General features: G+C 63.7%; 25 protein-coding genes. 13 read left to right on the top strand and 12 right to left on the bottom strand.

The genetic code is table 11. The features are described 5' to 3' along the window. Position 1: 1 nt before the first annotated feature. Both JWM94_RS05515 and JWM94_RS05520 read left to right on the top strand, forming a co-directional pair. Positions 2-652 carry a 2-hydroxychromene-2-carboxylate isomerase gene (locus tag JWM94_RS05515; RefSeq protein WP_299423052.1) on the top strand — a complete coding sequence of 217 codons (651 nt, stop codon included), beginning with the start codon at positions 2-4 and terminating at the stop codon, positions 650-652. Beyond that, on the top strand, positions 649-1,083 hold the full coding sequence (locus JWM94_RS05520; protein WP_299423057.1) for a GFA family protein: 435 nt from the start codon (positions 649-651) through the stop codon (positions 1,081-1,083). The genes JWM94_RS05515 and JWM94_RS05520 overlap by 4 nt, the downstream gene beginning before the upstream one ends. 3 nt (positions 1,084-1,086) lie before the next feature. On the opposite strand, the gene JWM94_RS05525 is transcribed toward JWM94_RS05520, so the two are convergent. From JWM94_RS05525 to JWM94_RS05535, 3 genes are all read right to left on the bottom strand, one after another. Then, positions 1,087-2,595 (bottom strand): DHA2 family efflux MFS transporter permease subunit, encoded by a 1,509-nt coding sequence (locus tag JWM94_RS05525; RefSeq protein ID WP_299423060.1) that lies wholly within the window; start codon positions 2,593-2,595, stop codon positions 1,087-1,089. Between the two features lie 67 nt (positions 2,596-2,662). Then, a complete protein-coding gene (locus JWM94_RS05530; RefSeq protein WP_299423064.1) occupies positions 2,663-3,757 on the bottom strand; it encodes an HlyD family secretion protein in 1,095 nt (364 codons plus the stop codon). Further along, the gene (locus tag JWM94_RS05535; protein WP_299423068.1) at positions 3,750-4,202 is read right to left on the bottom strand and encodes a MarR family transcriptional regulator; all 453 of its coding nucleotides are present in this window, start codon (positions 4,200-4,202) and stop codon (positions 3,750-3,752) included. Before JWM94_RS05535 ends, JWM94_RS05530 begins: the two co-directional genes overlap by 8 nt. Before the next feature lie 81 nt (positions 4,203-4,283). Here JWM94_RS05535 and JWM94_RS05540 point away from each other — a divergent pair, with 81 nt between their 5' ends. The 5 genes from JWM94_RS05540 to JWM94_RS05560 all read left to right on the top strand — a co-directional run bounded on the left by JWM94_RS05540 (position 4,284) and on the right by JWM94_RS05560 (position 8,579). Beyond that, a complete protein-coding gene (locus tag JWM94_RS05540) occupies positions 4,284-4,727 on the top strand; it encodes a GFA family protein (protein WP_299423071.1) in 444 nt (147 codons plus the stop codon). Continuing rightward, positions 4,708-5,469 (top strand): alpha/beta fold hydrolase, encoded by a 762-nt coding sequence (locus JWM94_RS05545; protein WP_299423074.1) that lies wholly within the window; start codon positions 4,708-4,710, stop codon positions 5,467-5,469. The genes JWM94_RS05540 and JWM94_RS05545 overlap by 20 nt, the downstream gene beginning before the upstream one ends. 54 nt (positions 5,470-5,523) lie before the next feature. Next, positions 5,524-7,353 carry a M2 family metallopeptidase gene (locus JWM94_RS05550; RefSeq protein ID WP_299423077.1) on the top strand — a complete coding sequence of 610 codons (1,830 nt, stop codon included), beginning with the start codon at positions 5,524-5,526 and terminating at the stop codon, positions 7,351-7,353. Then, positions 7,353-8,051 carry an SIMPL domain-containing protein gene (locus JWM94_RS05555; protein WP_299423080.1) on the top strand — a complete coding sequence of 233 codons (699 nt, stop codon included), beginning with the start codon at positions 7,353-7,355 and terminating at the stop codon, positions 8,049-8,051. The genes JWM94_RS05550 and JWM94_RS05555 overlap by 1 nt, the downstream gene beginning before the upstream one ends. Before the next feature lie 66 nt (positions 8,052-8,117). After that, entirely contained in the window at positions 8,118-8,579 is a 462-nt protein-coding gene (locus JWM94_RS05560; protein WP_299423083.1) for a hypothetical protein, read from the top strand. 28 nt (positions 8,580-8,607) lie between these two features. Here the strand turns inward: JWM94_RS05560 and JWM94_RS05565 are convergent, their stop codons facing one another. From JWM94_RS05565 to JWM94_RS05575, 3 genes are all read right to left on the bottom strand, one after another. After that, entirely contained in the window at positions 8,608-10,059 is a 1,452-nt protein-coding gene (locus JWM94_RS05565) for an AMP nucleosidase (RefSeq protein WP_299423086.1), read from the bottom strand. A gap of 45 nt (positions 10,060-10,104) precedes the next feature. Then, on the bottom strand, positions 10,105-10,551 hold the full coding sequence (locus JWM94_RS05570; protein ID WP_299423089.1) for a hypothetical protein: 447 nt from the start codon (positions 10,549-10,551) through the stop codon (positions 10,105-10,107). 98 nt (positions 10,552-10,649) lie between these two features. Next, positions 10,650-11,132 (bottom strand): peroxiredoxin, encoded by a 483-nt coding sequence (locus tag JWM94_RS05575; protein ID WP_299423092.1) that lies wholly within the window; start codon positions 11,130-11,132, stop codon positions 10,650-10,652. A 106-nt stretch (positions 11,133-11,238) separates the two neighbouring features. On the opposite strand from JWM94_RS05575, the gene JWM94_RS05580 reads away from it, so the two are divergent. Beyond that, positions 11,239-11,799 (top strand): YqgE/AlgH family protein, encoded by a 561-nt coding sequence (locus tag JWM94_RS05580; protein ID WP_299423096.1) that lies wholly within the window; start codon positions 11,239-11,241, stop codon positions 11,797-11,799. On the opposite strand, the gene JWM94_RS05585 is transcribed toward JWM94_RS05580, so the two are convergent. Both JWM94_RS05585 and JWM94_RS05590 read right to left on the bottom strand, forming a co-directional pair. Beyond that, positions 11,796-12,263: a hypothetical protein gene (locus tag JWM94_RS05585; protein ID WP_299423099.1), complete on the bottom strand. Its 468-nt coding sequence runs from the start codon at positions 12,261-12,263 to the stop codon at positions 11,796-11,798. The genes JWM94_RS05580 and JWM94_RS05585 overlap by 4 nt on opposite strands. Next, positions 12,254-12,598 carry a hypothetical protein gene (locus JWM94_RS05590; protein ID WP_299423104.1) on the bottom strand — a complete coding sequence of 115 codons (345 nt, stop codon included), beginning with the start codon at positions 12,596-12,598 and terminating at the stop codon, positions 12,254-12,256. Before JWM94_RS05590 ends, JWM94_RS05585 begins: the two co-directional genes overlap by 10 nt. A gap of 90 nt (positions 12,599-12,688) precedes the next feature. Between JWM94_RS05590 and JWM94_RS05595 the strand changes: the two genes are divergently transcribed. From JWM94_RS05595 to JWM94_RS05605, 3 genes are all read left to right on the top strand, one after another. Then, the gene (locus JWM94_RS05595; RefSeq protein WP_299423106.1) at positions 12,689-13,372 is read left to right on the top strand and encodes a GNAT family N-acetyltransferase; all 684 of its coding nucleotides are present in this window, start codon (positions 12,689-12,691) and stop codon (positions 13,370-13,372) included. 82 nt (positions 13,373-13,454) lie between these two features. Continuing rightward, positions 13,455-14,861, top strand: coding sequence for an adenosylhomocysteinase (gene ahcY, locus JWM94_RS05600; protein WP_299423108.1), 1,407 nt, complete (start codon positions 13,455-13,457; stop codon positions 14,859-14,861). Positions 14,862-15,054: 193 nt separating this feature from the next. After that, on the top strand, positions 15,055-18,228 hold the full coding sequence (locus JWM94_RS05605; protein ID WP_299423111.1) for a TonB-dependent receptor: 3,174 nt from the start codon (positions 15,055-15,057) through the stop codon (positions 18,226-18,228). 60 nt (positions 18,229-18,288) lie between these two features. Here the strand turns inward: JWM94_RS05605 and JWM94_RS05610 are convergent, their stop codons facing one another. The 3 genes from JWM94_RS05610 to JWM94_RS05620 are packed head-to-tail and all read right to left on the bottom strand — an operon-like array spanning position 18,289 to position 21,475. After that, positions 18,289-19,023: a hypothetical protein gene (locus JWM94_RS05610; protein WP_299423116.1), complete on the bottom strand. Its 735-nt coding sequence runs from the start codon at positions 19,021-19,023 to the stop codon at positions 18,289-18,291. Further along, entirely contained in the window at positions 19,023-19,592 is a 570-nt protein-coding gene (locus JWM94_RS05615) for a TadE/TadG family type IV pilus assembly protein (RefSeq protein ID WP_299423191.1), read from the bottom strand. Before JWM94_RS05615 ends, JWM94_RS05610 begins: the two co-directional genes overlap by 1 nt. Then, entirely contained in the window at positions 19,592-21,475 is a 1,884-nt protein-coding gene (locus JWM94_RS05620; protein WP_299423119.1) for a TadE/TadG family type IV pilus assembly protein, read from the bottom strand. Before JWM94_RS05620 ends, JWM94_RS05615 begins: the two co-directional genes overlap by 1 nt. A 90-nt stretch (positions 21,476-21,565) precedes the next feature. Between JWM94_RS05620 and JWM94_RS05625 the strand changes: the two genes are divergently transcribed. Together JWM94_RS05625 and JWM94_RS05630 are read left to right on the top strand one after the other, a co-directional pair. Further along, the gene (locus tag JWM94_RS05625) at positions 21,566-22,210 is read left to right on the top strand and encodes a squalene/phytoene synthase family protein (RefSeq protein ID WP_299423122.1); all 645 of its coding nucleotides are present in this window, start codon (positions 21,566-21,568) and stop codon (positions 22,208-22,210) included. A gap of 59 nt (positions 22,211-22,269) precedes the next feature. After that, entirely contained in the window at positions 22,270-22,749 is a 480-nt protein-coding gene (locus JWM94_RS05630; RefSeq protein WP_299423126.1) for an EF-hand domain-containing protein, read from the top strand. Here JWM94_RS05630 and trmFO read toward each other — a convergent pair. Beyond that, complete coding sequence (gene trmFO / locus JWM94_RS05635) at positions 22,746-24,059, bottom strand: methylenetetrahydrofolate--tRNA-(uracil(54)-C(5))-methyltransferase (FADH(2)-oxidizing) TrmFO (protein ID WP_299423130.1); 1,314 nt, start codon at positions 24,057-24,059, stop codon at positions 22,746-22,748. The two genes, JWM94_RS05630 and trmFO, sit on opposite strands and share 4 nt — an antisense overlap. Between the last annotated feature and the right edge of the window lie 34 nt (positions 24,060-24,093).

A 24,093-nucleotide genomic window follows, 5' to 3' on the forward strand; every position in this document is an offset into this window, starting at 1 on the left:
GATGGGCCTGCATGCCGACCTCTATTTCTCTTTCCGCAGCCCCTATTCGTACCTCGCGCTGCCGCGCTGGCGGGAAATCGAGCGCGACTATCACCTGACGATCGATCTCAAGCCGGTCTATCCGCTCGCGATCCGCCAGCCCGATTTCTTCGAGCGCAACCATCCGAACTGGCTGGGCTACACCATCCGCGACGTGTTCCGCGTCGCGCAGCATCAAGGTATCCCGTTTGCGCCGCCGCGTCCCGATCCGATCGTACAGAACGTCGCGACGCGCCAGATCGCCGACGACCAGCCGTATATCTACCGCCTCGTGCGAACCGGTCAGGCGGCGGCGCGGCGGGGCAGGGGGTTCGCCTATGCCGACGAAGTCGCGCAGCTGATCTGGGGCGGAACCGCCGGGTGGCATCAGGACGATCATTTGGCCGGCGCGGCGGCGCGCGCGGGGCTCGACATGGCCGAACTCGACGCCGAGGCGGAGCGCGACGCCGAAGCGATCGATCTGGAAGTCGCCGCCAATCAGGCCGCGCTGGAGGCGGCCGGGCATTGGGGTGTGCCGACTCTAGTGTTCGATGGCGAGCCGTTCTTCGGCCAGGATCGCATCGACCTCGCAATGTGGCGGATGGAGCAAGCGGGCCTGGAGAAACGAGCATGACTATCGAGGGCGGGTGCCGTTGCGGCGCGGTGCGCTACGAAATCGCGCAGGACGATTTACCCCCGATCTACGCTTGCCATTGCCACATCTGCCAGCGCGCGACGGGCAGCGCGTTCAGCGTGCAGGCATTGGTGCGCGAGGATCGCTTGTCGGTCACCGGGCCCATCGTCGTGCGTGAGATTACGACCGAGGATCGCGTCTCGATCCAGCGCTTCTGCGGCGAATGCTACGCGCGGGTCTACAATACGAACTCCGTGCGGCCGGGCATTGCGGTCGTTCGCGGCGGCACGCTCGACCGGTCGGAAGAACTGGCGTGCAAGGCGCATATCTTCACTGCGTACAAACAGGCTTGGGTGACTCTACCACTCGAGGTGCCGCAATGGCCCGAAGCCGCGCCGACCGACGAATTCGTCGCCGCACTGACGCGGTGACGCCTATTCGGAGTGTACGACTTCGACCTTACCCCTGGGCTTCTCGATCAGCAGGAGCAGCGGCATGACGAGCAACGTGATCCAGGCCATCAGATAAAAATCATCGATATAGGCGACCATCGCGGCCTGTTTGTTGATCATGCCGTCGACCATTCCAAAGATCGCATCCGACCCAACACCGAACTGGTCGAGCTGGCCGAGATTCATGCCCGGCAGGGTCTTTTCGGTGATGTGCTGCGCCAGGTCGGAATGGCTCTGCTGGATGTTGCGCGCCAGGAACACGGTCACCATCGAAATGCCCGCCGATTGCCCGATCGAGCGCATCAGGTTGAGGAGGCTCGACCCGTCGGTGCGATAGCGCTGGTCGAGCGTCGCGAAGGCGATCGCGTTGAGCGGCATGAACACCAGCCCCATGCCCAGCCCCTGAATGAAGCCCGAACTGACGACGAACCAGCTGTCGATTTGCAGCGACCATCCCGCCATCAAACGCAGCGAATATGCAAAAACGAGCAGGCCGACGGCAATCACCAGCCGCGTATCGATCCGCCGCATCAGCATCGGGCCGATCGCCATCGTGACCAGCACGCCTACGCCGCGCGGCGCCATCATCAGACCGGTCTGGACCACCGAATAGCCGAATAATTGCTGGAGCATCGAGGGCAGCAACGCCATCGGCGCCATCGTCGAAATCCCGATGACGATCATGAAGAACATGCCCATCACAAGGTTGCGGTTCTTGAACAAATGCCGGTCGAACAGGGGTTTCTTCGCTGTCGCCAGGTGGATGAGCGCCATCCACAGGGCACCGATAGCGACGAGCCCTTCGGTGATGATTTCCCAGCTGCAGAACCAATCCTGGTTCTGGCCGCGGTCGAGCATCAGCTGGAAGCTCGCGACCGCGAGGCCAAGGAAGATGAACCCGGTAAAGTCGAAATTACGCGCCGCCTTCGGACGGGACGGCAGCAGGAACCACAGCACGGCAAAGGTCAGCAGACCGACGGGTAAGTTGACGTAAAAACACCAGCGCCAGTTGAAATTGTCGGTCAGATAGCCGCCGATGACGGGTCCCAGAATCGGGCCGACCATCACCCCCATACCCCAGATCGACATCGCCTTGGCCTGGCCTTCGGGAGGGCTGATGTCGATCATCGCGGTTTGTGACAGCGGGCCGATGAACGCGGCGAACACACCCTGCATGATGCGGAACGCGACCATTTCGTCGAGCGAAACGGCGGTGCCGCACAGCATCGACGCGATGATGAACCCGCCGACCGCCAGCAAGAACAGGTTGCGCGATCCGAGCCGGTCGCTGAGCCAGCCGGTCGCGGGCAGCGCGATGGCCGTGGCGATGATATAGCTGGTCAGCACCCACGTGATGGTGTCGTTCGTCGCACCCAGCGCCGTCGTCATGTGCGGCAGCGCGACATTGGCGATCGTGGTGTCGAGGATCTGCATGATCATCGCACCCATCACGCCGATCATCAGCAGTGGGCGGTTGGCCGTCACCAGCATCGACCTGCCGGGCGTCGGTCCAGCAGGCGCGGCTGCGGCCGGTCCGCCCCGCCCGGGGGCGGCAACACTAGCCATTGGGTTTGGTGTCGATCGACACGTCGCTCGACAGGCCCGCGATCAGCGCGCGGTCGGGCTTGCATGTAATCGCGATCCGGACTGGCACGCGCTGAGTGACTTTGACCCAGTTCCCGGTCGCGTTTTGCGCCGGCAGGATAGAAGAGGCCGAGCCCGTTTCCGCGCCGATGCTCTGCACCTGACCGCAGACCTTGAGCCCCGGATACGCGTCGAAGGTCAATTGCGCCGGCTGGCCGACGCGCATGTTGGCGAGATCGGTTTCCTTGAAATTGGCGGTGACCCACGGCGATTGCGTCACGAGGCTGAGCGCAGGAACGCCTGACGGCGTGATATTGCCGATCTGGAGGCGGCTGGTTTGGCTGATGATGCCGTCCTTCGGCGCGCGCACAACGGTGCGGCTGAGGTTGAGCACGGCCTTGTCGCGCTCCGCCATCGCCATCTGCACCGCGGCGGGCACGCCCGACCCGACGACCCCGCTGCCGAGCTGACTCTGTGCTTTGGCTGCCGAGGCGCGCGCGGTGGCGAGCCGCGCCTTGGCGGCGGCGACCTCGTGCGCGGCGGCATCGAACGCGGCGCGCGTGGTGAAGCCCTGCTTCATCAATGCTGCCTGACGATTGTAGGTGCCGACCGCCAGCGCGATGTCGGCATTGGCGCTTTCGACATCGGCGGCGGCGCTGCCCGTATCGGTCGACAGTGTCGCGACCTGAACGCGCGCGGTGGCGAGCGCGGCATCGGCCTGTGCCAGCGCGTTCTTGTACGGTTCCTGGTCGATCACGAACAGGATATCGCCGGCTTTGACTCGCTGGTTTTCCTTGACGTTGACCTGCACGATCCGGCCCGACACGTCGGGGCTGATCGATATCGTGTCCTGCTGGACATAGGCGTTGTCGGTCGACACGTAGCGGCCGCCGGTCAGGTAGAAATAGCCCCCCACCAGCGCGATCAGCAGCGGGACGATCGCCATAAGGCCAATCCGTCCCCAGCGGCGCTTCTTCGCGACAGGGGCGGGCGCCTCGACACTCTCGATGACGTTGGCTGCGGCGACGTCGGGCGTCTTGGTTGCGATTTTTGGGTCAGCATCAGCCATGAGCGGTCTCAGTCGTACGGGGAGCGGGAAGGGCGATCAGGTTCGCGCGGATCAGGTTGAGCGAGTCGTTCAACGCATCGCGGGCCGGCGCGTTCATGCCGACCAGCACTTGGTCGAACATTGCCTCGGCCGTCGAGCGAAGTTCGTCGAGCATCGGCTTCGACTTGTCGGTCAGGAACAGTCGCCAGGCGCGGCGATCGGCCGGGTCGCGGCGCCGTTCGACCAGGCCCGATTCCTCGAGCCGGTCGATCATGCGGCACAGAGTGATCGGCTCGACCTCCAGCAGTTCGGCAAGCGCACCCTGGTTCAGCCCCTCGTTGCGGCTGAGCATGGTGAGCGTGCGCCACTGCGCGCGGGTTGCGCCGAGTTGGCGCGCGCGCTCGTCGAAACGACGGCGCATCAACCGCGAAACGTCGCTAATCAGGAATCCGAGGGAATCGCTCATGATCCCACATATAATAAGCATACTTATATAATCTAGTGCCTGACCGAAATTTTTTCGCAGTTGCAGCATACGAGGTTTGAAATGACCGAAACGATGACCGGCGGATGCCAATGCGGCGCGGTGCGGTACGCCGCGGAAGTCGCGAATCACGACGGCTATCTATGTCATTGCAAGATGTGCCAACGCGCGACCGGTGGTGTCGCGGCGGCGTTTCACGGCTTGCCCAAGAACGCGATAAAATGGCTGCGCGAGCCCGACCGCTACCGCTCCTCGCCGATCGCGCAGCGCGGGTTCTGCGCGGCATGCGGCACCCCGCTGACGTTCGAGTTCGACGATAGCGACAGCATGGACCTGACGATCGGCAGCTTCGACGATCCGTATCGCTTCAAGCCCAAGGGCCACTTCGCCAAGGAAAGCTGGCACGAGGCGTGGCTTGACACGGCGGCGCTTCCGGCGAAGCGGACCGAGGACAATCGACGCCTCGTCGAACGATGGATGAAAGCCTGTGGCAAACTCCCCGATTGAACCGCACTTCTTCGCCAGTTTCGACGGCGAGCGGCTGGCGTGGCGCGAGGTCGGGGAGGGCAGGGCGGTGGTCCTGATCCACGGCTTCTTCTCCGACGCGCACACCAACTGGATCCGCTACGGCCACGCCGCGACGGTCGCCGCCGCGGGTTTCCGCGTCATCATGCCAGATCTGCGCGCGCACGGATCGAGCGCCAAGCCGCACGATTCGGCAGCCTATCCGCCCGACGTGCTGATGCGCGACCAGTTCGCGCTGATCGAGCATCTCGGACTGACCGACTATGACCTCGGCGGCTATTCGCTCGGCGCGCGCACGACGATGCGGATGCTGGCGAGCGGCGCAACACCGCGGCGCGCGATCCTGTCGGGGATGGGGCTGACGGGGATCACCAGGACCGAGGGTCGCGGCAATCATTTCCGCCACATCCTGACCAATCTGGGCAGCTTCAAGCAAGGCAGCTCCGAATGGTTGGCGGAGGCGTTCCTGAAGACCACCAAGGGCGATCCGGTCGCGCTGCTCCATATCCTCGACACGTTCGTCGATACGCCGGAGCAGGAGGTGCGTGCGGTGCCGATGCCGGTGCTTGTGCTGCAGGGGTCGGACGACGGCGATAACGGTTCGGCGCGCGACCTGGCCGATGCCTTGGCGCACGCAACCTATCGCGAGATTCCGGGCGGTCATATGAGCGCGGTGCTGCGCCCCGAGCTCGGCCAGGAAATCGCGGATTATTTGACTGCTTGACCGGCCCCCGACCGCGCCTCATCGTCGGCGCGTCGTTTTGGGGAGTCGAGTGACATGATCCGCACCGCCGTGGCGTCGAGCCTCGCGTTCGCCTTGGTCCTGTCGGGCGCCGTCGCCTTGGCCGGCAAGCCTGCCGCCGGAGCGCCCGCCACCGCCGCCGACGCCGACAAGTTCGTCGCCGACGCCGAAAAGACGCTCGCCGATGCCTCGATCGAGGGCAACCAGATCGGCTGGGTCAACGCGACCTATATCACCGACGATACCGATGCGCTGGCGGCACAAGTCGGGGCGAAACTGACGTTGCTCGGGGTCAAATATGCCAGCGAGGCGGCGAAGTATCAGACGGTCGCGGGCCTCTCGCGCGACACCAAGCGCAAGCTCGATATCTTGCGCAACGGCGTGACGCTTCCCGCGCCGTCGACGCCGGGTGCAGCCGATACGCTGTCGCAGATCGCGACCAAGCTCCAGTCGGATTACGGCAAGGGCAAGGGCACGCTCGACGGCAAGCCGATCAACGGGTCGGATATCGAAGCCGCGATGGGGACGACGCGCGATCCGGCCAAGCTGAAAGAGATGTGGACCAGCTGGAACGACAATGTCGGCGCGCCGTCGAAGGACAATTACGCGCGGATGGTGGGCATCGCCAATCAGGGCGCGACTGAGCTGGGCTATCAGGACGTCGGATCGATGTGGCGTTCGGGATACGACATGCCACCCGAGGAATTCGCCAAGATGACCGACCGGCTGTGGAAGCAGGTCGAGCCGCTCTACCTCTCGCTCCACACCTATGTCCGCTGGAAGCTCAACGAGAAATACGGCGATTCGGTCCAAGCGAAGACCGGACCGATCCGTGCCGATCTGCTCGGCAATATGTGGGCGCAGGAATGGGGCAACATCTACGACATCGTGGCGCCCAAGGGCGCAGGCGATATCGGATACGACACCGGGGCACTGCTTCAGGCCAAGAACTACGATGCGATTCGGATGGTGAAGGCGGCCGAGGGTTTCTATTCCTCGCTCGGCTTCGCGAAACTGCCCGACACGTTCTGGACGCGCTCGCAATTCACCAAGCCGCAGGACCGCGAAGTCGTGTGCCACGCCTCGGCTTGGGACATCGACAACAAGACCGATGTGCGCGTGAAGATGTGCATGAAGGTCAACGCCGACGATTTCGTCACCATTCATCACGAGTTGGGGCACAATTATTACCAGCGCGCGTACATGAATCAGCCGTTCCTGTACGCGAACGGCGCGAACGACGGTTTTCATGAGGCAATCGGCGATTTCGTCGCGCTGTCGATCACGCCGAACTATCTCGTCCAGATCGGATTGCTCGACCAATCGAAGGTGCCGAGCGCTGACAAGGACACTGGCCTTCTCCTGCGCCAGGCGATGGATAAGGTCGCATTCCTGCCGTTCGGCCTGCTGGTCGACAAATGGCGCTGGGGTGTGTTTTCGGGCGCGATCAAGCCCGATGGGTATCAGGCGGCGTGGGATTCGCTCAGGCTGCAATATCAGGGGATCAAGCCGCCGGTCGCGCGCGACAACACCCGGTTCGACGCGGGGGCGAAATACCATATTCCAGCCAACACGCCGTACATGCGCTATTTTCTGGCGCGGCTGCTCCAGTTCCAATTCTATCAGGCGGCGTGCAAGCAGGCCGGGTGGACCGGGCCACTTCATCGGTGTTCCTTTTATGGAAACAAGCAAGTAGGCGCGAACCTTCAGAAGATGCTTGAACTGGGTCAGTCGAAGCCGTGGCCCGACGCGCTCGAAGCATTCACCGGCAGCCGCGAAATTTCGGGGCAGGCGCTGGTCGATTATTTCGCGCCGTTGAAGAAGTGGCTCGACGAACAGAATAAGGGGAAACCAAGCGGATGGTAATGGCACCTATATGGCTGGCGCTCGCGCTGGCCGGAGCGTCGAACGCGCCGGTAACCGTGGAAGTCGTCGCGGTCGGGCATGTCGATGCGCCCGCGACCAAGTTCGTGCTGGCGATCGATCTCACCGCGAGCGGCGCTTCCGACGACAAGGCCAAGGAGGCGCTGGCCAAGAAGAAGGCAGCGTTGGTGCAACAACTCTCCGCCGCAGGCGCGACGTTGGTGCCGGAAGAGCCGGGCACGGTGAAGACCGCGCCGGTCAAATTGGAGGCTTTCGACGTCGGGGACGACAAATCGAAGACCGAAGACGAGAAGCCGAGTGCGTCGGAAAGCTTTTCGGTGCAGGCGCCGACTCGCGCAGCGATCACCGCGGCGCAGGGCATCGTTGGCAAGACCGAGGGCGCCAGCGCCGATCAGCCGCCGCTCAGTTCGATCGGCGACACCGCGGTCGCCGCGCGCGCGGCGAAGCGCGACGCGATCGCCAAGGCCCGGCTCGACGCCCAGAATTATGCCGATTCGCTCGGTTATTCGAGTGCGACCGTGTTGAGCGTGAGCGAGCGTGGCGATGTCGGCACGATCTTCTCGTTCGCCACGTCGATGGCGGCGCGCGGTCCGAAAAGCATGTTCGAGCCGTCGCGCGGCGATACCGTGCCGATCGACGTCGCGGTGACGGTGACCTTCCGCCTCGACGGGAAGAAATGATGTAGCGGCGCCGGGCGTTGCAGCCCGGCGCCGTTTTACTTGCTGCCCCCGGAGAAGAACGCAGCGATGCTGGCGAGCAGACCCACCGGCTTAGCGGCCGCAGCTGGTGCGGGCGACGGGGAAAGGGTCGGCGCCGGGGCCGCCACTGGGGCGGGGGCCGGAACGGCCGCCGGTTTCGGTGGCGTGGGGGCCTTTGGTCTCGCTGCCGCCTTCGGTTTTGCAGCAGCCTTTGGTTTCGCCAGCGCTTTAGCCTTTGTCACTGCGGCGGTCGGCTTCGCGGCGGCTTTTGTCCTGGGTGCGGTTTTGGTCTTGGGAGTGGTCGCGGCAGCGGCACCGGCGGACTTGGCGACAGGTTTTACTGCGGCCTTAGGCTTGGCGGGTTTCTTGGCGGCTGCGGCCGGCTTGGCGGCGGGCTTCGCCGCGGTGCTCTTCGCCCTGGGTTTGGTGGTGGTCGTCTTCTTCGGAGTCGTCGCCATCGGTCATTCCCTGTTTTGCGTCACGCCCAGTATCTCGGGGGCCAACGCATAACAGATCGTTTCGTTGCCGTCATAGGCGCTTAACGGAATGGCGGCTCGTTGAACGCGCGCAATTTTCGCGAATGCAGCTTCGCGCCTTCAAGCCGGAGCTCCTCGCACGTCTGGATGCCGATCCGCATATGCTCGTTAATCGCGCGCTCGTAGAAGCGGTTGGCCTGGCCAGGCAGCTTGAGCTCGCCGTGGAGCGGCTTGTCCGACACGCACAGCAACGTTCCATAGGGCACGCGGAAGCGATAGCCCTGCGCGGCGATCGTTGCCGATTCCATGTCGATCCCGACCGCGCGGCTAAGCGAGAAGCGCAGCGCCGATTGAGTGTAGCGCAGCTCCCAATTGCGGTCGTCGGTGGTGACGATCGTGCCGGTACGCAGTCGCCGCTTGAGATCCTCGCCCGATTGCCCGCTGATGATTTCCGCGGCGCGCGCCATCGCGACCTGGACTTCGGCGATCGCCGGGACAGGGATTTCGGGGGGCAGCACGTCGTCGAGGACATGGTCGTCGCGCAGATAGGCGTGCGCAAGAACATAGTCGCCGATGCGCTGGCTGGGGCGCAAGCCACCGCAGTGCCCGATCATCAGCCACGCTTCGGGGCGCAGCACGGCGAGGTGATCGCAGATCGTCTTGGCGTTGGACGGCCCTACGCCGATATTGACCAGCGTGATGCCAGTATGGTCGTCCGCCATTAAATGATAGGCCGGCATCTGGTGCCGCCGCCACGCGCCGGTATCGGCCAGCGCCGCCTCGATATCGTCGCCCGCGCGCAACAGTACGCCGCCCGCGCCGGACAAGGCTGTGAAGCGGCTCGGGTTGCCGTCCTTGTCGGGACTGAGCTGGTCGAACGCCCAGCGGACGAATTCGTCGACATAACGGTGATAGTTGGTGAACAGCACGTAGCGCTGGACGTGCTCGGGCGGGGTGCCGGTGTAATGCCGCAGCCGCGCCAGGCTGAAATCGGTGCGCAGGCCGTCGAACAGCGCCAGCGGGCGCGCTTCGTTGGGGGTCGGCAGCCCGTCGGCGATCTCGTCGCCGATATGCGCGAGCTCGGTCGCGGGAAACCAGCGCGCCAGTTCGAGTGCAGACACTTCGTCGAGGCTCAGCGCGTGGCCGGGATCGAGCACATAGGGGAAGGGGATTTCCTGGCGTCCGGGCACCGCCGTGACCGTGACGTCGTAATCCTCCATCAGCAAGGTGAGCTGATCGGTCAGGTAATCGGCGAAGATTGCCGGCTTGGTCACGCTAATCCGGTAATCGCCCGGCTCGCTCAGCCGCCCGAACGAGCGCAGCGGCGCCGGGCGTCCGTTATCGCCGGCATAGGTCAGGCGGATTTCGGGATAAGCGAACGAACCGTCGGTTCGCGCGGAAGGATCGGGGGTTTCGCCGGTGCTCAAATAAGCGGTCAGTGCCTGCTGGAGGCGGCCGACCGATGCGGTGTAAAGCCGATTGAGTTCGGCGACGATATCGGAAGCCTGCGTCATCCGCTGCGGCTAAAGCAGTCGGATGACGCTGGCAAGTCAGGGGCGTTACGGCTTCTTGGGCGTTGCCTTGGCGCTGTTGGGCTTGCGCGCCGCCGGCTTACGCGCGGCGGGTTTGCGGGCGACCGTCGCTGCCTTTGGCTTCGCGGCAGCTTTCTTGCCTGATTTCAACCTGGTTGCAGCGTAGGCGCCGCCGGCGATCGTCGCCGCCGCGCCCGCCGCGATTCCGGCAGCAACCTTTGGATTGTCTTTTGCAGCCTTGACCGCCTTGCTGGCGCCGTCGCTGACCGCGTTCTGCGCTTTGGTCAACAGCGCCGACGCCTCCTTCTGCGCCCTGTCGAGAAGTTTGCCCCCTTCCTTTTGGGCACGCTCAAGCAGCGCGCCGGCTTCCTTTTGCGCGCGGGCGAGCAACTTGTCGGCGTCGATCCAGTGCTTGCTCGCGGCGGGCTTTGCCTTGGCGCGGGCGGGGGCGGTCGGCTTTTTCGCAGCGGCCATGTCAAATCTCCGATAGTGAAACGATTACGGCCACGAGAACGCGAGGATCATGCCATGCGTTCCAGTGGCCGGAATTTTTGTTTCGGTTACGCGACGATTTAGAGCTGTTCGAGCAAATGCTCGGCCGAGCTCACCTTGAACTCGCCGGGTGCTTCGACGTTGAGCTCCGTCACCACGCCATCGTCGACGATCATCGAATAACGCTGACTGCGCTCGCCCAGCCCGAACTTGCTGCCGTCCATCGTCAGCCCGACCGCCTTGGCGAACTCGCCATTGCCGTCGGCCAGCATCGTGACCTTCCCGTCGGATTCGTTGGCTTTGGCCCATGCGTTCATCACGAACGCGTCGTTGACCGAGGTGAAGGCGACTTCGTCGATGCCCTTGGCCTTCAAATCTTCGGCCTTGTCGAGAAAGCCGGGAAGGTGCCGCGCCGAACAGGTCGGCGTGAACGCACCCGGCACGGCGACCAGCGCGACCTTGCGTCCGGCGAAGAACGCGTCGGAGCTGACCGCTTCGGGCCCGTTGTCGGTCGCCTTGACGATGGTGGTCGAGGGCAGCTTGTCGCCGACGGAAACGGTCATGAATCTTCTCCCAGGCGCAGGCGCGCGCCTCACCGCCGCAATTGGCACGTCGGCGGCGAATTTCAAGCGGTGACGAACCGGGCATGCGGCGCTTACAAGCCAAGTCATGGAGTCGGCGCGTTTTCTGGTCGGACAATTTCTCCTCGCGATGCCGGGGATCGGCGACCCACGTTTCGAGCAGGCAGTGATCGCGATGTGCGGGCACGATGAGGAGGGCGCGATCGGCATCGGCATCGGCGCGCGGATCGAGGGGCTTGGCCTGCACGACGTGCTCGATCAGTTCGAGATCGGCCATGGCGTCGCGCCCGACGCGCCGGTCCATTTCGGCGGGCCGGTCGAGCCGCAGCGTGGCTTCGTGATCCACTCGAACGATTGGGGCGGGCAGGACACGATCGACGTCGCCGGCCGCTGGTCGCTGTCGGGCACCATCGACATACTGCGTGCGATCGCCGAAGGGCAGGGGCCGTCGCGTTGGATCGTCGCGCTCGGCTATGCTGGATGGGAAGCGGGTCAACTCGACGGCGAGATGCTGCGCCACGGCTGGTTCAATGTTACCGCCGACGCTGGCCTGATTTACGACACGCCCGCCGACGAACGCTGGTCGGCAGGGTTCGCCGGCGCCGGCATCGACCCGCGCCTGCTCGCGCCGGAAACCGGGACGGCTTAGGGCGCGAGATCCGGCTCGTCGCGAACCATCGCGGCGATATAGGCTCCCAGCATTGCGGCGATCCAGCCGAACGCGACCAGTAAACCGAGCGAGAAAGTATGGCCGTGGGCGCGCGGTGCCAGCCAGCGGAAGATGCCCAACGCGATCGCCACGAAGCCGACGCCCGATACGATGACAAACCCGCGCACGGCCGCCGCCTTGACTAGCTTCAGGGCGACAAGACCCGCGAGGAAGGCCGCGAACCAGCCGACCAGCACCGACAGCACGATATTGGCGAGGATGCCGGTGCTGCCGGATTGCATATCGCTGAATTCGACGTCCTGATGCAGCACTTTGGCGACGACGGTTCGTTGCAGAACCAGTGCGATCACGAGCGCGATGCCGAGCATCGGCACGCTCGCGACCACTGCAATCACACCGGCGACGGCGCCTTGGGCCTCGGAGCGGTCGGGCGTCACGGGCATTTCGACATCGGCGCCTTGTCCCAGGTCGCTTCGCCACCCGCCGCCTCGGTCTTGGTCAGCCGCAAGGTCGCGCCCTGGCTTTCGTACGTATCGGTGACGGTGCCGCGATCCTTCGTATCGTACGCGACCTTGAGTTCGTTACCGGTCAGCGTCGCCGATTTGATCGTGTAATCCATATTGTCGGGGAAGACATGAACGCTGTCGCCATCGAATTTCACGAAGGGCGCGCTGCAATCGGCGCCCCAGCTGCCGGCGAATTGATCGGGCACACCAACCCCCGATCCGCACCCGCCTAGCATTGCCGCGACACCGATGACTGTCAATTGAAGCTTCATCTCATTTCCCCCTGAACTCTTTGTCGAGAGCCTAGCCGTCGGTAGATCATCGGCCTTGGAGAAAACCGCCAAACTTTCTAGCAGGGCGGAATGCCACATAATCTCGACCGCCCCGTCTGGACCGCGCTGAGGACAGGCTGGTCTCGGCTGGCGGAAGGCGACGCGCGGGCGTGGCGGTTGCGCCCCGACTACGGCATGTTCGGCGCCGTCGCCGATGAAGCGCCCGAAAGTCTGGCGGTCCTCGCCACGCTGGTGCCGGACGATGGCGGTCTGCTCCTGATCGAGCGTGATGTGCCACCACTGCCGCCCGGCACACGGCTGGCGCAGACACCGGAGCCGATCGTGCAGATGGTGTGCGATACCCTCACGCCCGGCTTTCACAATGACGATTGGGTGGAGTTGACCGAGGACGACGCGCCGGCGATGTTCGATCTTGCTACGCTGACTCGCCCAGGCCCGTACATGCTACACACCAACCGGCTCGGGCGGTTCATCGGCGTCAAGCGCGGCGGCGCTCTCGTCGCGATGGCGGGCGAGCGGATGCGGATGCCGGGAATGACCGAGGTGAGCGGTGTCTGCACGCATCCGGAGCATCGCGGGCGGGGTCATGCCGCCACGCTGATCCGCGCGGTCGCCAGACGGATGCTGGCCGCCGGGGAGATGCCGTTCCTTCACGCGCTCGCGGCAAATCGGGGGGCGATCACGCTGTATGAGGAACTCGGGTTCCGGCACCGGTTGAACTTGACGGCAAGCGTGCTCGTCCGAGACATATAAAGAAATCTTTATATCGTTATTGCAATCGAGCGCCCCAGCCTGTAGGGCGCGCGGCATCAATCCATTTTCGGAGAATTTTGACGTGGCCACCGTGCTTGACCGTACGACCGATTATGTCGTGAAGGACATTTCCCTCGCCGATTTCGGCCGTGCCGAGATCAACATCGCCGAGACCGAAATGCCCGGCCTGATGGCGCTGCGTTCCGAATTCGGGAGCGCCCAGCCGCTCAAGGGCGCGCGCATCACCGGCTCGCTGCACATGACGATCCAGACCGCGGTGCTGATCGAAACACTGACCGCGCTCGGCGCGAAGGTGCGTTGGGCTACCTGCAACATCTACTCGACCCAGGACCATGCCGCCGCCGCGATCGCCGCGTCGGGCGTGCCGGTGTTCGCGATCAAGGGCGAGAGCCTGGCCGAATATTGGGACTATGTCGGCTCGATCTTCGATTGGGGTGACGAGACCTGCAACCTGATCCTCGACGATGGCGGCGACGCGACGATGTTCGCGCTGTGGGGCGCCAAGCTCGAAGCCGGCCACACGATGCCCGACCCGGAAAATGACGAAGAGGTCGAGATGCAGCGCGCGCTCAAGGCGTTCATCGCCAAGCGCCCAGGCTACCTCACCGAGACGGTCAAGACGATCAAGGGCGTGTCGGAAGAGACCACCACCGGCGTCCACCGCCTGTATGCGATCGCGAAGAAGGGCGAGCTGCCGTTCCCGGCGATCAACGTCAACGACAGCGTGACCAAGTCGAAGTTCGACAACCTCTACGGCTGCAAGGAATCTTTGGTCGACGCGATCCGCCGCGGCACCGACGTGATGCTCGCCGGCAAGGTCGCTTGCGTCGCCGGGTTCGGCGACGTCGGCAAGGGATCGGCCGCGTCGCTGCGTAACGGCGGCGCGCGCGTGCTGGTGACCGAAATCGACCCGATCTGCGCGCTGCAGGCGGCGATGGAGGGCTACGAGGTCGTGACGATGGAGGAAGCGGTGACTCGCGCCGACATCTTCTGCACCGCGACGGGTAACGCCGACGTGCTCACCGCCGAGCACATGAAGGGCATGAAGAACATGGCCATCGTCTGCAACATCGGCCACTTCGACAGCGAAATCCAGATTTCGGCGCTGTCGAACTACAAGTGGACCGAAGTGAAGCCGCAGGTCGATCTGGTCGAATTCCCCGACGGCAAGCAGATCATCGTCCTGTCGAAGGGCCGCCTGGTCAACCTGGGTAATGCGACCGGCCACCCGTCGTTCGTGATGTCGGCCAGCTTCACCAACCAGACGCTGGCGCAGATCGAGCTGTGGACCAAGTCCGAACAGTACAAGAACGACGTGTACGTGCTGCCGAAACACCTCGACGAGAAGGTCGCCGAGTTGCACCTGGAGAAGCTCGGCGTGAAGCTGACCAAGCTCAGCCAGAAGCAGGCCGATTATATCGGCGTGCCGGTCGAAGGGCCGTTCAAGCCGGACCATTATCGCTACTGATCGTACGATCAGCGCCGTTGCAATTGGCCGCGTCCGGGAATCCGGGCGCGGCTTTTTGTTGCCCGATTGCAACGGTTTGGGATTTTGCAGGCGATGCCATTGAATTGGGTCAGTTTTGGTGTCTTAGTGTCGTCATCGCGGAGGGGCGATATTGGGACCGTGGGGACGGTCCGCTAGGCAAAAGGGGCCTGTAATGAACCTCTCCCGTGCGCGCGCCATGAATCTGGCCGTTTCTTCGATCGCGATCGTCATGGCGATGACCGCCAATAGCGCCAGCGCACAAACGGCGCCGGACGCCGCACCTCCTGCAAATGCACCCCAAGCCAGCAGCGATGACGGCGACATCGTCATCACCGGATCGCGCATCGCGCGCCGCCGCGGCGATGAAACCGCCTCGCCGTTGCAGACGATTACCTCGCAGGATCTTGACGCGCGCGGCTATCAGACGGTGGCGCAGGCACTGAACGAACTACCGTCATTCGGCGTCCCGGGCGCGTCGCCGGTCGGATTCAACCAGTCGGGCTTCGGCGCGGGGCAAAGCTTCGTCGATTTCCTCGGGCTGGGGTCGCAACGTACGCTGACGCTGGTCAACGGCCGGCGCTTTGTCGGTGGCAACACGTCGTCGATCTTCGGCCCGACCGGATCGGGTGGCAACCAGGTCGATCTGAACGTCATCCCGACCAAATTGATCGACCGGGTCGAGACCGTTGCCGCGATCGGCGCGCCGATTTATGGCTCGGACGCGATCGCCGGCACCATCAACATCATCCTCAAGCGCAATTACGAGGGCATCGACCTCGATGCGCAATCGGGCATCTCGCGGCGCGGCGACGCGCCCGATTATCGCTTCCGCTTTCTTGCCGGCAAGAACTTCGCCGGGGGCCGCGGCAACATCACGATTTCCGGGGAATACAATCAGTCCAAGGGGTTGTTCTTCAACGACCGCAAGGCAACGTCGAGCGACGATCGCTTCGATGTCGCGCCGTCGGGATCGGGGCCACAGGTCATCTATCGCGACGAGCGCATTCCGTCGATTTCGCCGTACGGCATCCCGCTCGTCTACGACTTCATCAATACGGCACCCGGCGCACAGTCAGCCGCCTATATCGGTGATCCGACCCTAAACGTGGGCGTCGTTAACGGCGCCGGCCAGCAATTGAAGTTCGATCAGTTCGGCAACCTGATCCCGATCGATTTTGGGACGGTCGTCGGCGCCACGGCCGACGGCTCGAACATCTTCAGTTCGGGCGGCAACGGCTTCACCCTGCGCGACGTCGAGAACCTGCTGACCGACGTGAAGCGCTATAGCGCCAATATCGAGGCATCGTTCGAAATTACCAGCAAGATCCGGCTGTTTGGCGAAGGCTGGTACAGCGTCAGCCAGGGTCGCAACCTCGCCAACCAGCCGGTCTACAACTCCGCGCTATTCGGCGGCGGCGGGTTGCGCGACGGCAACCTGATCCTGTCGGTCAACAACCCGTTCCTCAGCCCGGCGGCGCGGGCGACGATCATCAGTTCGATCAATAGCCAACCATTCAGCGACCAGAATTTGGGTGCCGGACCGCAGGATTATTTCTATCTCGGGCGCGCGAATGTCGATCTGTCGTCGGGCGTTTCGACCGGCAAGTCGGAGATCCTGCGCTTCGTCGGCGGCGTCGATGGCAAGATGAACGTCGTGCCGGCGGGCGATTGGCGCTTCGAAGCGTATTTCAATTACGGCCGCTCGAAAGTTACCAGCCGCAACCCGGAACTCAACGAACAGAATTTCCTCAATGCGATCGGCGAAGTGACCGGCGCCAATCCGAACGGCGTGCCCTGTCTCGCCGGCTACACCAACTCGCCGATCGCGACGCAAAGTGCGACCTGCGCGCCGATCAATCCGTTCGGCAACCAGGTGTCGGATGCCGCCAAGGCGTACATCACGACGATCGCGACGCCCGAAAATATCAACAACCAGTATGATGCCGTGGCGTCGGTATCGGGCCCATTGTTCCGGTTGCCCGGCGGCGATTTCTCGTTCGCGTTGGGCTATGAGCACCGCGCGGAGGATTCCAGGTTCACCCCCGGCGCCTTTTATCAAGGGGCAACGACCGACCAATATCCCGGCGTCGATTTCGATGGCGACGGTGATCCGAACGACTTGTTCTATGGACGATCCGTGCCGATCCGGCCGGTGTTCGGCAAATACCACACCAACGAAGTGTTCGGGGAACTCGACGCCAACCTGATTTCGGCCAAGAACAATATCCCGTTCATCTACGAATTGTCGCTGCAGGCGGCCGGCCGGTACATCTGGAATTCGCAGGCCGGCAACGACCCGACCTACACCTTCCAGGGCCGTTTCGCGCCGATCAAGGATATCACGTTCCGCGCGGCGTACACGCGGGCGGTTCGTGCGCCGTCGATCACTGAGGCGTTCAACCCGAGCTCGAGCGCCTACGGCTTCGCGACCGACGTGTGCGACAAGAGCCTGCGCAACTCGGGCCCGGCGCCCGCAACGCGCGCCGCCAATTGTTTGGCGGCGGGCGTACCCACCAACCTGACGTCGCAATCGAACGCGCGCTCGTTCCCGACCTTCGTCATCGGCAACCCCACGCTGCAGAACGAAAAATCCGACAACTTCACCGTTGGCGCGGTCATCACGCCGCGCTTCCTTCGGGGCTTCAGCGCGACGATCGATTACGTCCATATCAAGTTGAACAACGCGATCAGCCAGTTCTCCAACTCGCAGGTCGTCGCCGCTTGCTATGATGCCGCGAACTACCCCAGCAATCCGTTCTGCGCGTTGGTATCGCGCGATTTCACGGGCACGCCGGGGACCAACACGAACTATGGTCAGTTGAGCAATGTCGGGACGACCTACTTCAACTCCAGCCAGCTACGCTACAAGGGTATCCTGGCGGAAATTTCGTACCGCACGACGAGCAATTTCCTGGGTGCGGGCAGCCATATCGGGTTCGATCTCAACTACCAGTATCTCGACGATCTCTCGACGATCGTGACCGCAGGGTCGGCGCCGGTTCATACCAGCAACTCGGTCGGTTATTCGCGCAACAAGGGCGTGGCGACCTTCCGCTACGATTGGGGCGGCTTCTTCGGCCAGGTGCAGGTCAACTATATCGGCAAGACGCGGATCGACCCGGACACGGCGCTGAATTTCTATGCTGTGCCGGAAGTGAAGGCGTTCACTTATGTGAACCTGTCGCTGCGCTACGACGTGGGCAAGCACTTCTCGCTCAATGCCGATATCGATAATTTGTTCGATGTGAAGCCGCCCTATCCCTATCCGGCGTCAGGCGGGACGACGACGTATTTCCAGGGTATCCTGGGTACATATATCCGCGTCGGTGCGGCGGTGCATTTCTAAACGAAGACAAGCGGGCGAGAGGGCTGCGGCAACCGCCGCGGCCCTTTCTGCGTCATCCGATCAGGCCGGATAAAGGTTGCACGTCGCCCGTGTCGCCGTGGGCGAGGGGTTATAGATCTGCGCAAAGTCGCGATTGTCGCGGACGATGAACGATGCCACGTAATGGACCTTCATCGATCCCGACCCGATCAGCGTCAGCAGCCAATTGCCGACGATGGGCTGATAATTGTAGTTGATTTCGACGAACATCACCCCGCCGTTGGTCGGTGCGTTGACCGGGCTGCCCGGCCGGGCGGAATCGTCCATGCCCGCGGTGGCGAGCGTACCGGCATTGCCCGTCGTGGTGTCCGTGCCCGCCGTGGTGCTGGTCGTATAAGCCGAATCGTATCCCGCGCCGGACATTTGCCCGATACAGCGTTGCCAGTGGATGCGCTGCACGCCGGCGGAATTCTTCTCCAGGCTCGACAGCGTGATCCGCCCGCGGGTCGTCAGGTTGATCCCGGCGCCCTGGTTGCGCGCGGCCTGAAGCACGTCGTTCATATCGATTTCGCGCAATTGCTCGATATTCGAATTGTTGATCAGACCGACGCGCGATGCGTTGTCGGCCAGGCTGAGCGCGATCTGGCTGACCTTCAGGTTGACCAACGCCTGGTTGGCGACTTCGAGCCCATACAGGCCGAGCATCAGCACGATCGGCATGCCGAACGCGAATTCGAGCAACGCGACGCCGCTGGTGTCGCGTGTAAGGCGAAGGGGCGTGCGGGCGAGCCGCGAGAGCGAGCGAAGCACGGCCATCAGGTGCAGACCGTCGCCGGCGTCACCGTGGTCTGCGACGCGTAGGGCTGGTTCTTGAGCAAGGTGCTCGCGGTGATCGTTTGGGTCGCCCCGAACAGTGGGAACAGGCGCGGATAGGTGACCGTCGCGGTGTAAAGCGTGACGTCGTTCGCGCCGCCCTGGCCGTTGACCCCGGGATCGACATCCCATTGACCATTGCCGTTGATGTCGGTGTAGCATTCGCCGGTGTTGCGGATGCCGTTGCCGTTGGTGTCGACGAACGGCTCGGGCTTGATCACGCTGAACGAGTCATAGTTCTTGCGGGTGAACACGATCGTCGCGTTCTTGGCGATGTTCTGGACCATCGCGGTCACCTTCGCGTCGAGCGTGGCGGTATTGTCCGCACCGCCCTGAATCGCCGAATCGCGCGCGGTCTTCTGCATCACCCCGTTGAGGATCGACTTGGCATAGATCTGGTACGACAAGTCGCACAGGCCGAGGATCAGCGTCATCATCACGGGCGCGAGGATCGCGAATTCGACCAGCGCCGCGCCGCGTGCATCGCGCCGGAGGGAAGCGAGCCGGCGCATCACTGCGAAATCCGGAGCAGGGCGACTTGCTTGGCGATATCCTGGAACGCCGTGTTCAGCGAGGTATTGTCGCTGGCATAATAGGCCTTGCCGGGCGAAGCGCAGGCGGTCAGCTGCGACGTTAGCGTCTGGCCGAACCCGATCACGAACACCTTGATATTGCGCGCTTTCGCCGCGGCGCATTCCGCCAGGAAGCGCGCGTTGTGATAGTCCTCGTCATTGCCCAGTCCGCTCGATCCGGTGACGCGCTTGTCGTAATATTCCAGCCCGTACATCCCGTAGATGTTGTAGTTGGGCGCCATGTCGCCGTCGGTCATGAAGATGATGTACCGGTTGGGCGTGTTGCGCCCCGGCCAGGCGGCGGTATCCGACGCGAAGATGCCGTTGGGCGCGATCATTCGCGTGCCCCAGATCATCCCGGTGTCGTGATAGGTTCCGCCCTGGGGCACGAAGTCGCTGGCGTTGACGTAATTGCTGACATCAGATCGCGACAGCACCGCGAGCCGCTGCACTGGCTTGCCGCACGATACATAGCCGGATTTCAGCGTCGCCGAATAAGACATCGACGTATAGGTCTGCAGAGCGCTGGTGCCGGTATAGGCATAGTCGCCAAACGCATAGGGCGACGGCGGGGTCGAACTGAGGCTGATATTCCCTGAATAATCTACGCTGGTGTTGTTGCCGCGATAATACATGACATCCGGCCACATCGGCCGCCACTTGGTCGAGTCGCTCGTCGCCGACAGGTCTGGATCAAGATCTGGCGGCAAATTGTTGACATCGAACGTTGAGGTCGCGGTGGTGTCGCGCTCCTCGACACAGCCTTGCCACTTGCTCGTAGCGTTAGTGATCTTGCTGGGATCGTCGACGGTCGCGCCGGTCTTGTACTGGCTCGTATCGTAAGTGACCTGCTGATAGCGCCAGGTCGGCTTGATCGGCTGGGTGGTCATGTTGCATTTGCTGCTTGACCAGTTCGTCGTGACGAAGGTCGCGGTACCGTCCGTGTTGAACCCGCTGGCGGGCGTGCGGACATTGTTGGCCGCGGCGCACTGGGTCTGGGTCAAGCTCGGCGTACTCGCGCTCGAGGAGCCATTGTTGGCGTCGCCGACGATGCTGCGCGATTCATAGTTCCAGTTGTCGACAATGGCGCTTTGCGGCAGCGCATAGCCGGCGTTCACCGTCGAGGTATAGGTTACAAAGCCGTAGCGGACGTGCGTCGAGGGATCGACGTTGGCGGCGATCGTATCGTAGAAATTGAGCACTGCAGAGCGTAGCCCGGAAATCTTCGATCCGCTTTCCTCCGTAGCATGATAGGCGGTCGTGCCGTCGGGCTTCGTATAGCTTACTGCGGCCGCTCCACACGGGTCGTCGGCGGTTGTGCACGCCATCGATCCCGTCGTGTCGAGCACGAACATGATGTCGGTATCGGCGACGTCGTAGCGCGCCTCGCATGTTACGGTGAGGGCCACCGGCGACGCGAAGAACCCGGTGATCGTCATCGGTACGGTAGCCGACGCGGTGCCGGACACCTGCTGATCGGTGGTTTTGGCGGGCGTGAAGCTGACCGTATTGGTGCTCATCCAGCCAGACTTGAAATTGTTGCTGAAGAATGTCGTGGCCTGCGTGGCGGCGGCGCTGTCGAGCGTCGTGGAGGTCGACGAGACCATCGCCTTGCGCCCGGCCAGCACGCCGGCGTCGCACGCCTGTTGCAGCCGCGCCTTGACGACGTACAGTCGCGCGGTGTCGATCCCCGATCCAACCATCAGCGACAGCGGGACGAGCGCGATCGCCAGCATCGCCAGCGTCGATCCGCGCTTGTCGTTCCGCAGCCGCCCCATCACGGTATACGGCACCGCCCGCTTGCGACTATGTGGTGCGATCATCTGCCCCGTTCCGCCCGATAAGGTCCTACGAGCCTGCGCTATGACGCCCGAAGGGATAACCGCCCCTAAAGCGGAATGGTTAATGTTACGGTGACGGCGAATAGTGATCCCGAACGGGCGCTGACGTTCAGTTACGCACCGTTTGACCGCCGTGCCGGGCTTTGTGCACTGTTCGCGCTGGATAATGCTCTTGGCCAAGTGCTGCGCACGACGCGCGAGCCGATAGTCGGACAGATGCGGCTGGCCTGGTGGCGAGAGGCACTGGTGCGGCTCGACAGCGCGTCAGCCCCGGCCGAACCGGTGTTGCTGGCGTTGGCCAATGACGTCATGCCGTTTGGCGTGACCGGCGCCGCGCTGGCCAAAATGATCGATGGCTGGGAACCGTTGCTCAGTTTGATCGGCGATGTGGCCATTGTGGGTCATGCGGAGCAGCGGGGCGGCACCTTGTTTGCGCAAGCTGGGCTGGTACTCGGCGCGGATGCGGGCGATCGGCTCGATGACGCCGGACGGGGCTGGGCGCTGGCCGATCTTGCAGCGCATCTGAGCGATGCTGCCTTGGCGTCACACGTGCGCGAGGCGGCAACACCGTTGTTGTCGAGTGCGACGAGTGCGCGATGGAGCCGCAACGCGCGAACTTTGGGCGCGCTCGCGCATACTGCGCGGATGGATCTGACTGGCTCTGCGACACCGTGGCGCGTCGGCCGATTGGCGTGGCACCGATTGACCGGGCGCTAGCCTTTCGCCGCAGAAAAATTGGCGTTAGGCTGGCGGCCTGAACAGCGGGAGGTGGCGCGATGTGGCGGTATCTGGCGGGTGCGGGCGCGGGAGTGTTGCTGGTGGTGGCGGGGATGATGCTCCAGGCGATGCGGCCCGCCGCAGTCGCGCCGCTCGCGGCGATGCCGGCGGTGGCGAGCGAGCCGGGCGGGCAGGGGGTCGCGGTCGCTGTGCCCGAAGCTACCGACAAGACCCGCGAAGAAAAGCGCTTCAACCGCTACGACAAGGACCGCGACGGATCGATCACGCGCGGCGAATATCTGATGCCGCGCAGCAAAGCGTTCGCCAAGCTCGACATCAACCATGACGGCAATCTGTCGTTCGACGAATGGGCGGTGAAGGCGGAAACCAAGTTCGCGACCGCCGACGCCGACAAATCGGGCGCGATGAATCCGACCGAATTCGCCACCACGGCGGTCAAGCGCAAGCCGCGTGCGAAAACCAACTGTCCCGATAAGCCGGCGCCGCCGACAGCCCCCGATCGCGAGGAAGAAAGCTAGGCCGCTATCCACGCCGCGAGCGCGGCGCGCGCGCGGTCGGTGTACAACTTTTTGCGGTCGGCTTTCTTGGTGCGGCCCGGGATCGGCGGCATCAGCCCGAAATTGACGTTCATCGGCTGGTAGGTCGCAGCCTCGGCCGCGCCGGTGATGTGGTGCAGGAGCGCGCCCAGCGCGGTTTCGACCGGGGGCGGCGTCATGACGTCACCGCGCAGTTCGGCCGCGGCAAAGCGGCCTGCGAGCATCCCGATCGCTGCGCTTTCGACATAGCCTTCGCACCCGGTAATCTGGCCGGCGAAGCGGATGTTGGGGCGCGATTTCAGCCGCAGCGTGGGATCGAGCAACTCTGGCGAGCGAATGAAGGTGTTGCGATGCAGCCCGCCAAGCCGCGCGAACTCGGCATTTTCGAGTCCCGGGATCGTCCGAAACAGCCGCACTTGTTCGGCATGCTTCAGCTTGGTCTGAAAGCCGACGATGTTCCACAACGTGCCGCTGGCATTATCCTGACGCAGCTGCACCACCGCATAAGGCCAGCGACCGGTGCGCGGATCGTCGAGCCCGACGCCCTTCATCGGCCCAAACCGCAACGTCTCCGGCCCGCGCTCGGCCATCACCTCGATCGGCATGCAGCCTTCGAAGTAAGGCGTGTCCTTTTCCCACTCGCGAAATTCGCCCTTTTCGCCGTCGACCAATCCCTGGACGAAGGCGTGGTATTGGTCCGCGTCCATCGCGCAGTTGATGTAATCCTTGCCCTCGCCCTTGTTCCAGCGCGACTGAAACCAGGCGGTGTCCATGTCGATGCTATCGCGGTGGACGATCGGCGCGATCGCGTCGAAGAACGCCAGTGCGTCGCTTCCGGTCGCCGCGCCGATGCTGGCGGCCAGGCCGGGCGCGGTAAGGGGGCCGGTCGCGACGATCGTGGGGCCGTCGGGCAGCGCATCGACGCGTTCGCGCACGATCTCGACGTTCGAATGCGCCGCCAGTCGCGCGGTGACGCCTTCGGAAAAGCCGTCGCGGTCGACCGCCAGCGCCGATCCGGCGGGCACCTTGTGCTTGTCGCCCTCGCTCATGATGATCGATCCGAACGCTCGCATCTCGGCATGGAGCAGACCCACCGCGTTGTTTTCGGCGTCGTCGGAGCGGAAACTGTTCGAGCAGACCAGTTCGGCCAGCCCGTCGGTCTGGTGTGCCGGGGTCATATCCCCCGATCCGCGCATTTCGGACAGTTTCACGCGCACGCCTGCTTCGGCGAGCTGCCACGCTGCCTCCGACCCGGCGAGCCCGCCGCCGATGATGTGGACCTGGTGTGTCATTGCGGGTCGCGATAGTCCGCTTCGCCGTCTGGCG

The sequence above is a fragment of the Sphingomonas bacterium genome, assembly GCF_028289855.1.
Lineage (GTDB): Bacteria > Pseudomonadota > Alphaproteobacteria > Sphingomonadales > Sphingomonadaceae > Sphingomonas.

Bases quoted from the DNA above. Each gene is read 5' to 3' on its own strand.
- JWM94_RS05515 (WP_299423052.1), top strand. From the start codon at position 2: ATGGGCCTGCATGCCGACCTCTATTTCTCTTTCCGCAGCCCCTATTCG.
- JWM94_RS05520 (WP_299423057.1), top strand. From the start codon at position 649: ATGACTATCGAGGGCGGGTGCCGTTGCGGCGCGGTGCGCTACGAAATC.
- JWM94_RS05525 (WP_299423060.1), bottom strand. From the start codon at position 2,595: ATGCTGGTGACGGCCAACCGCCCACTGCTGATGATCGGCGTGATGGGT.
- JWM94_RS05530 (WP_299423064.1), bottom strand. From the start codon at position 3,757: ATGGCTGATGCTGACCCAAAAATCGCAACCAAGACGCCCGACGTCGCC.
- JWM94_RS05535 (WP_299423068.1), bottom strand. From the start codon at position 4,202: ATGAGCGATTCCCTCGGATTCCTGATTAGCGACGTTTCGCGGTTGATG.
- JWM94_RS05540 (WP_299423071.1), top strand. From the start codon at position 4,284: ATGACCGAAACGATGACCGGCGGATGCCAATGCGGCGCGGTGCGGTAC.
- JWM94_RS05550 (WP_299423077.1), top strand. From the start codon at position 5,524: ATGATCCGCACCGCCGTGGCGTCGAGCCTCGCGTTCGCCTTGGTCCTG.
- JWM94_RS05555 (WP_299423080.1), top strand. From the start codon at position 7,353: ATGGCACCTATATGGCTGGCGCTCGCGCTGGCCGGAGCGTCGAACGCG.
- JWM94_RS05560 (WP_299423083.1), top strand. From the start codon at position 8,118: ATGCTGGCGAGCAGACCCACCGGCTTAGCGGCCGCAGCTGGTGCGGGC.
- JWM94_RS05565 (WP_299423086.1), bottom strand. From the start codon at position 10,059: ATGACGCAGGCTTCCGATATCGTCGCCGAACTCAATCGGCTTTACACC.
- JWM94_RS05570 (WP_299423089.1), bottom strand. From the start codon at position 10,551: ATGGCCGCTGCGAAAAAGCCGACCGCCCCCGCCCGCGCCAAGGCAAAG.
- JWM94_RS05575 (WP_299423092.1), bottom strand. From the start codon at position 11,132: ATGACCGTTTCCGTCGGCGACAAGCTGCCCTCGACCACCATCGTCAAG.
- JWM94_RS05580 (WP_299423096.1), top strand. From the start codon at position 11,239: ATGGAGTCGGCGCGTTTTCTGGTCGGACAATTTCTCCTCGCGATGCCG.
- JWM94_RS05585 (WP_299423099.1), bottom strand. From the start codon at position 12,263: ATGCCCGTGACGCCCGACCGCTCCGAGGCCCAAGGCGCCGTCGCCGGT.
- JWM94_RS05590 (WP_299423104.1), bottom strand. From the start codon at position 12,598: ATGAAGCTTCAATTGACAGTCATCGGTGTCGCGGCAATGCTAGGCGGG.
- JWM94_RS05595 (WP_299423106.1), top strand. From the start codon at position 12,689: ATGCCACATAATCTCGACCGCCCCGTCTGGACCGCGCTGAGGACAGGC.
- JWM94_RS05605 (WP_299423111.1), top strand. From the start codon at position 15,055: ATGAACCTCTCCCGTGCGCGCGCCATGAATCTGGCCGTTTCTTCGATC.
- JWM94_RS05610 (WP_299423116.1), bottom strand. From the start codon at position 19,023: ATGGCCGTGCTTCGCTCGCTCTCGCGGCTCGCCCGCACGCCCCTTCGC.
- JWM94_RS05615 (WP_299423191.1), bottom strand. From the start codon at position 19,592: ATGCGCCGGCTCGCTTCCCTCCGGCGCGATGCACGCGGCGCGGCGCTG.
- JWM94_RS05620 (WP_299423119.1), bottom strand. From the start codon at position 21,475: ATGATCGCACCACATAGTCGCAAGCGGGCGGTGCCGTATACCGTGATG.
- JWM94_RS05630 (WP_299423126.1), top strand. From the start codon at position 22,270: ATGTGGCGGTATCTGGCGGGTGCGGGCGCGGGAGTGTTGCTGGTGGTG.
- trmFO (WP_299423130.1), bottom strand. From the start codon at position 24,059: ATGACACACCAGGTCCACATCATCGGCGGCGGGCTCGCCGGGTCGGAG.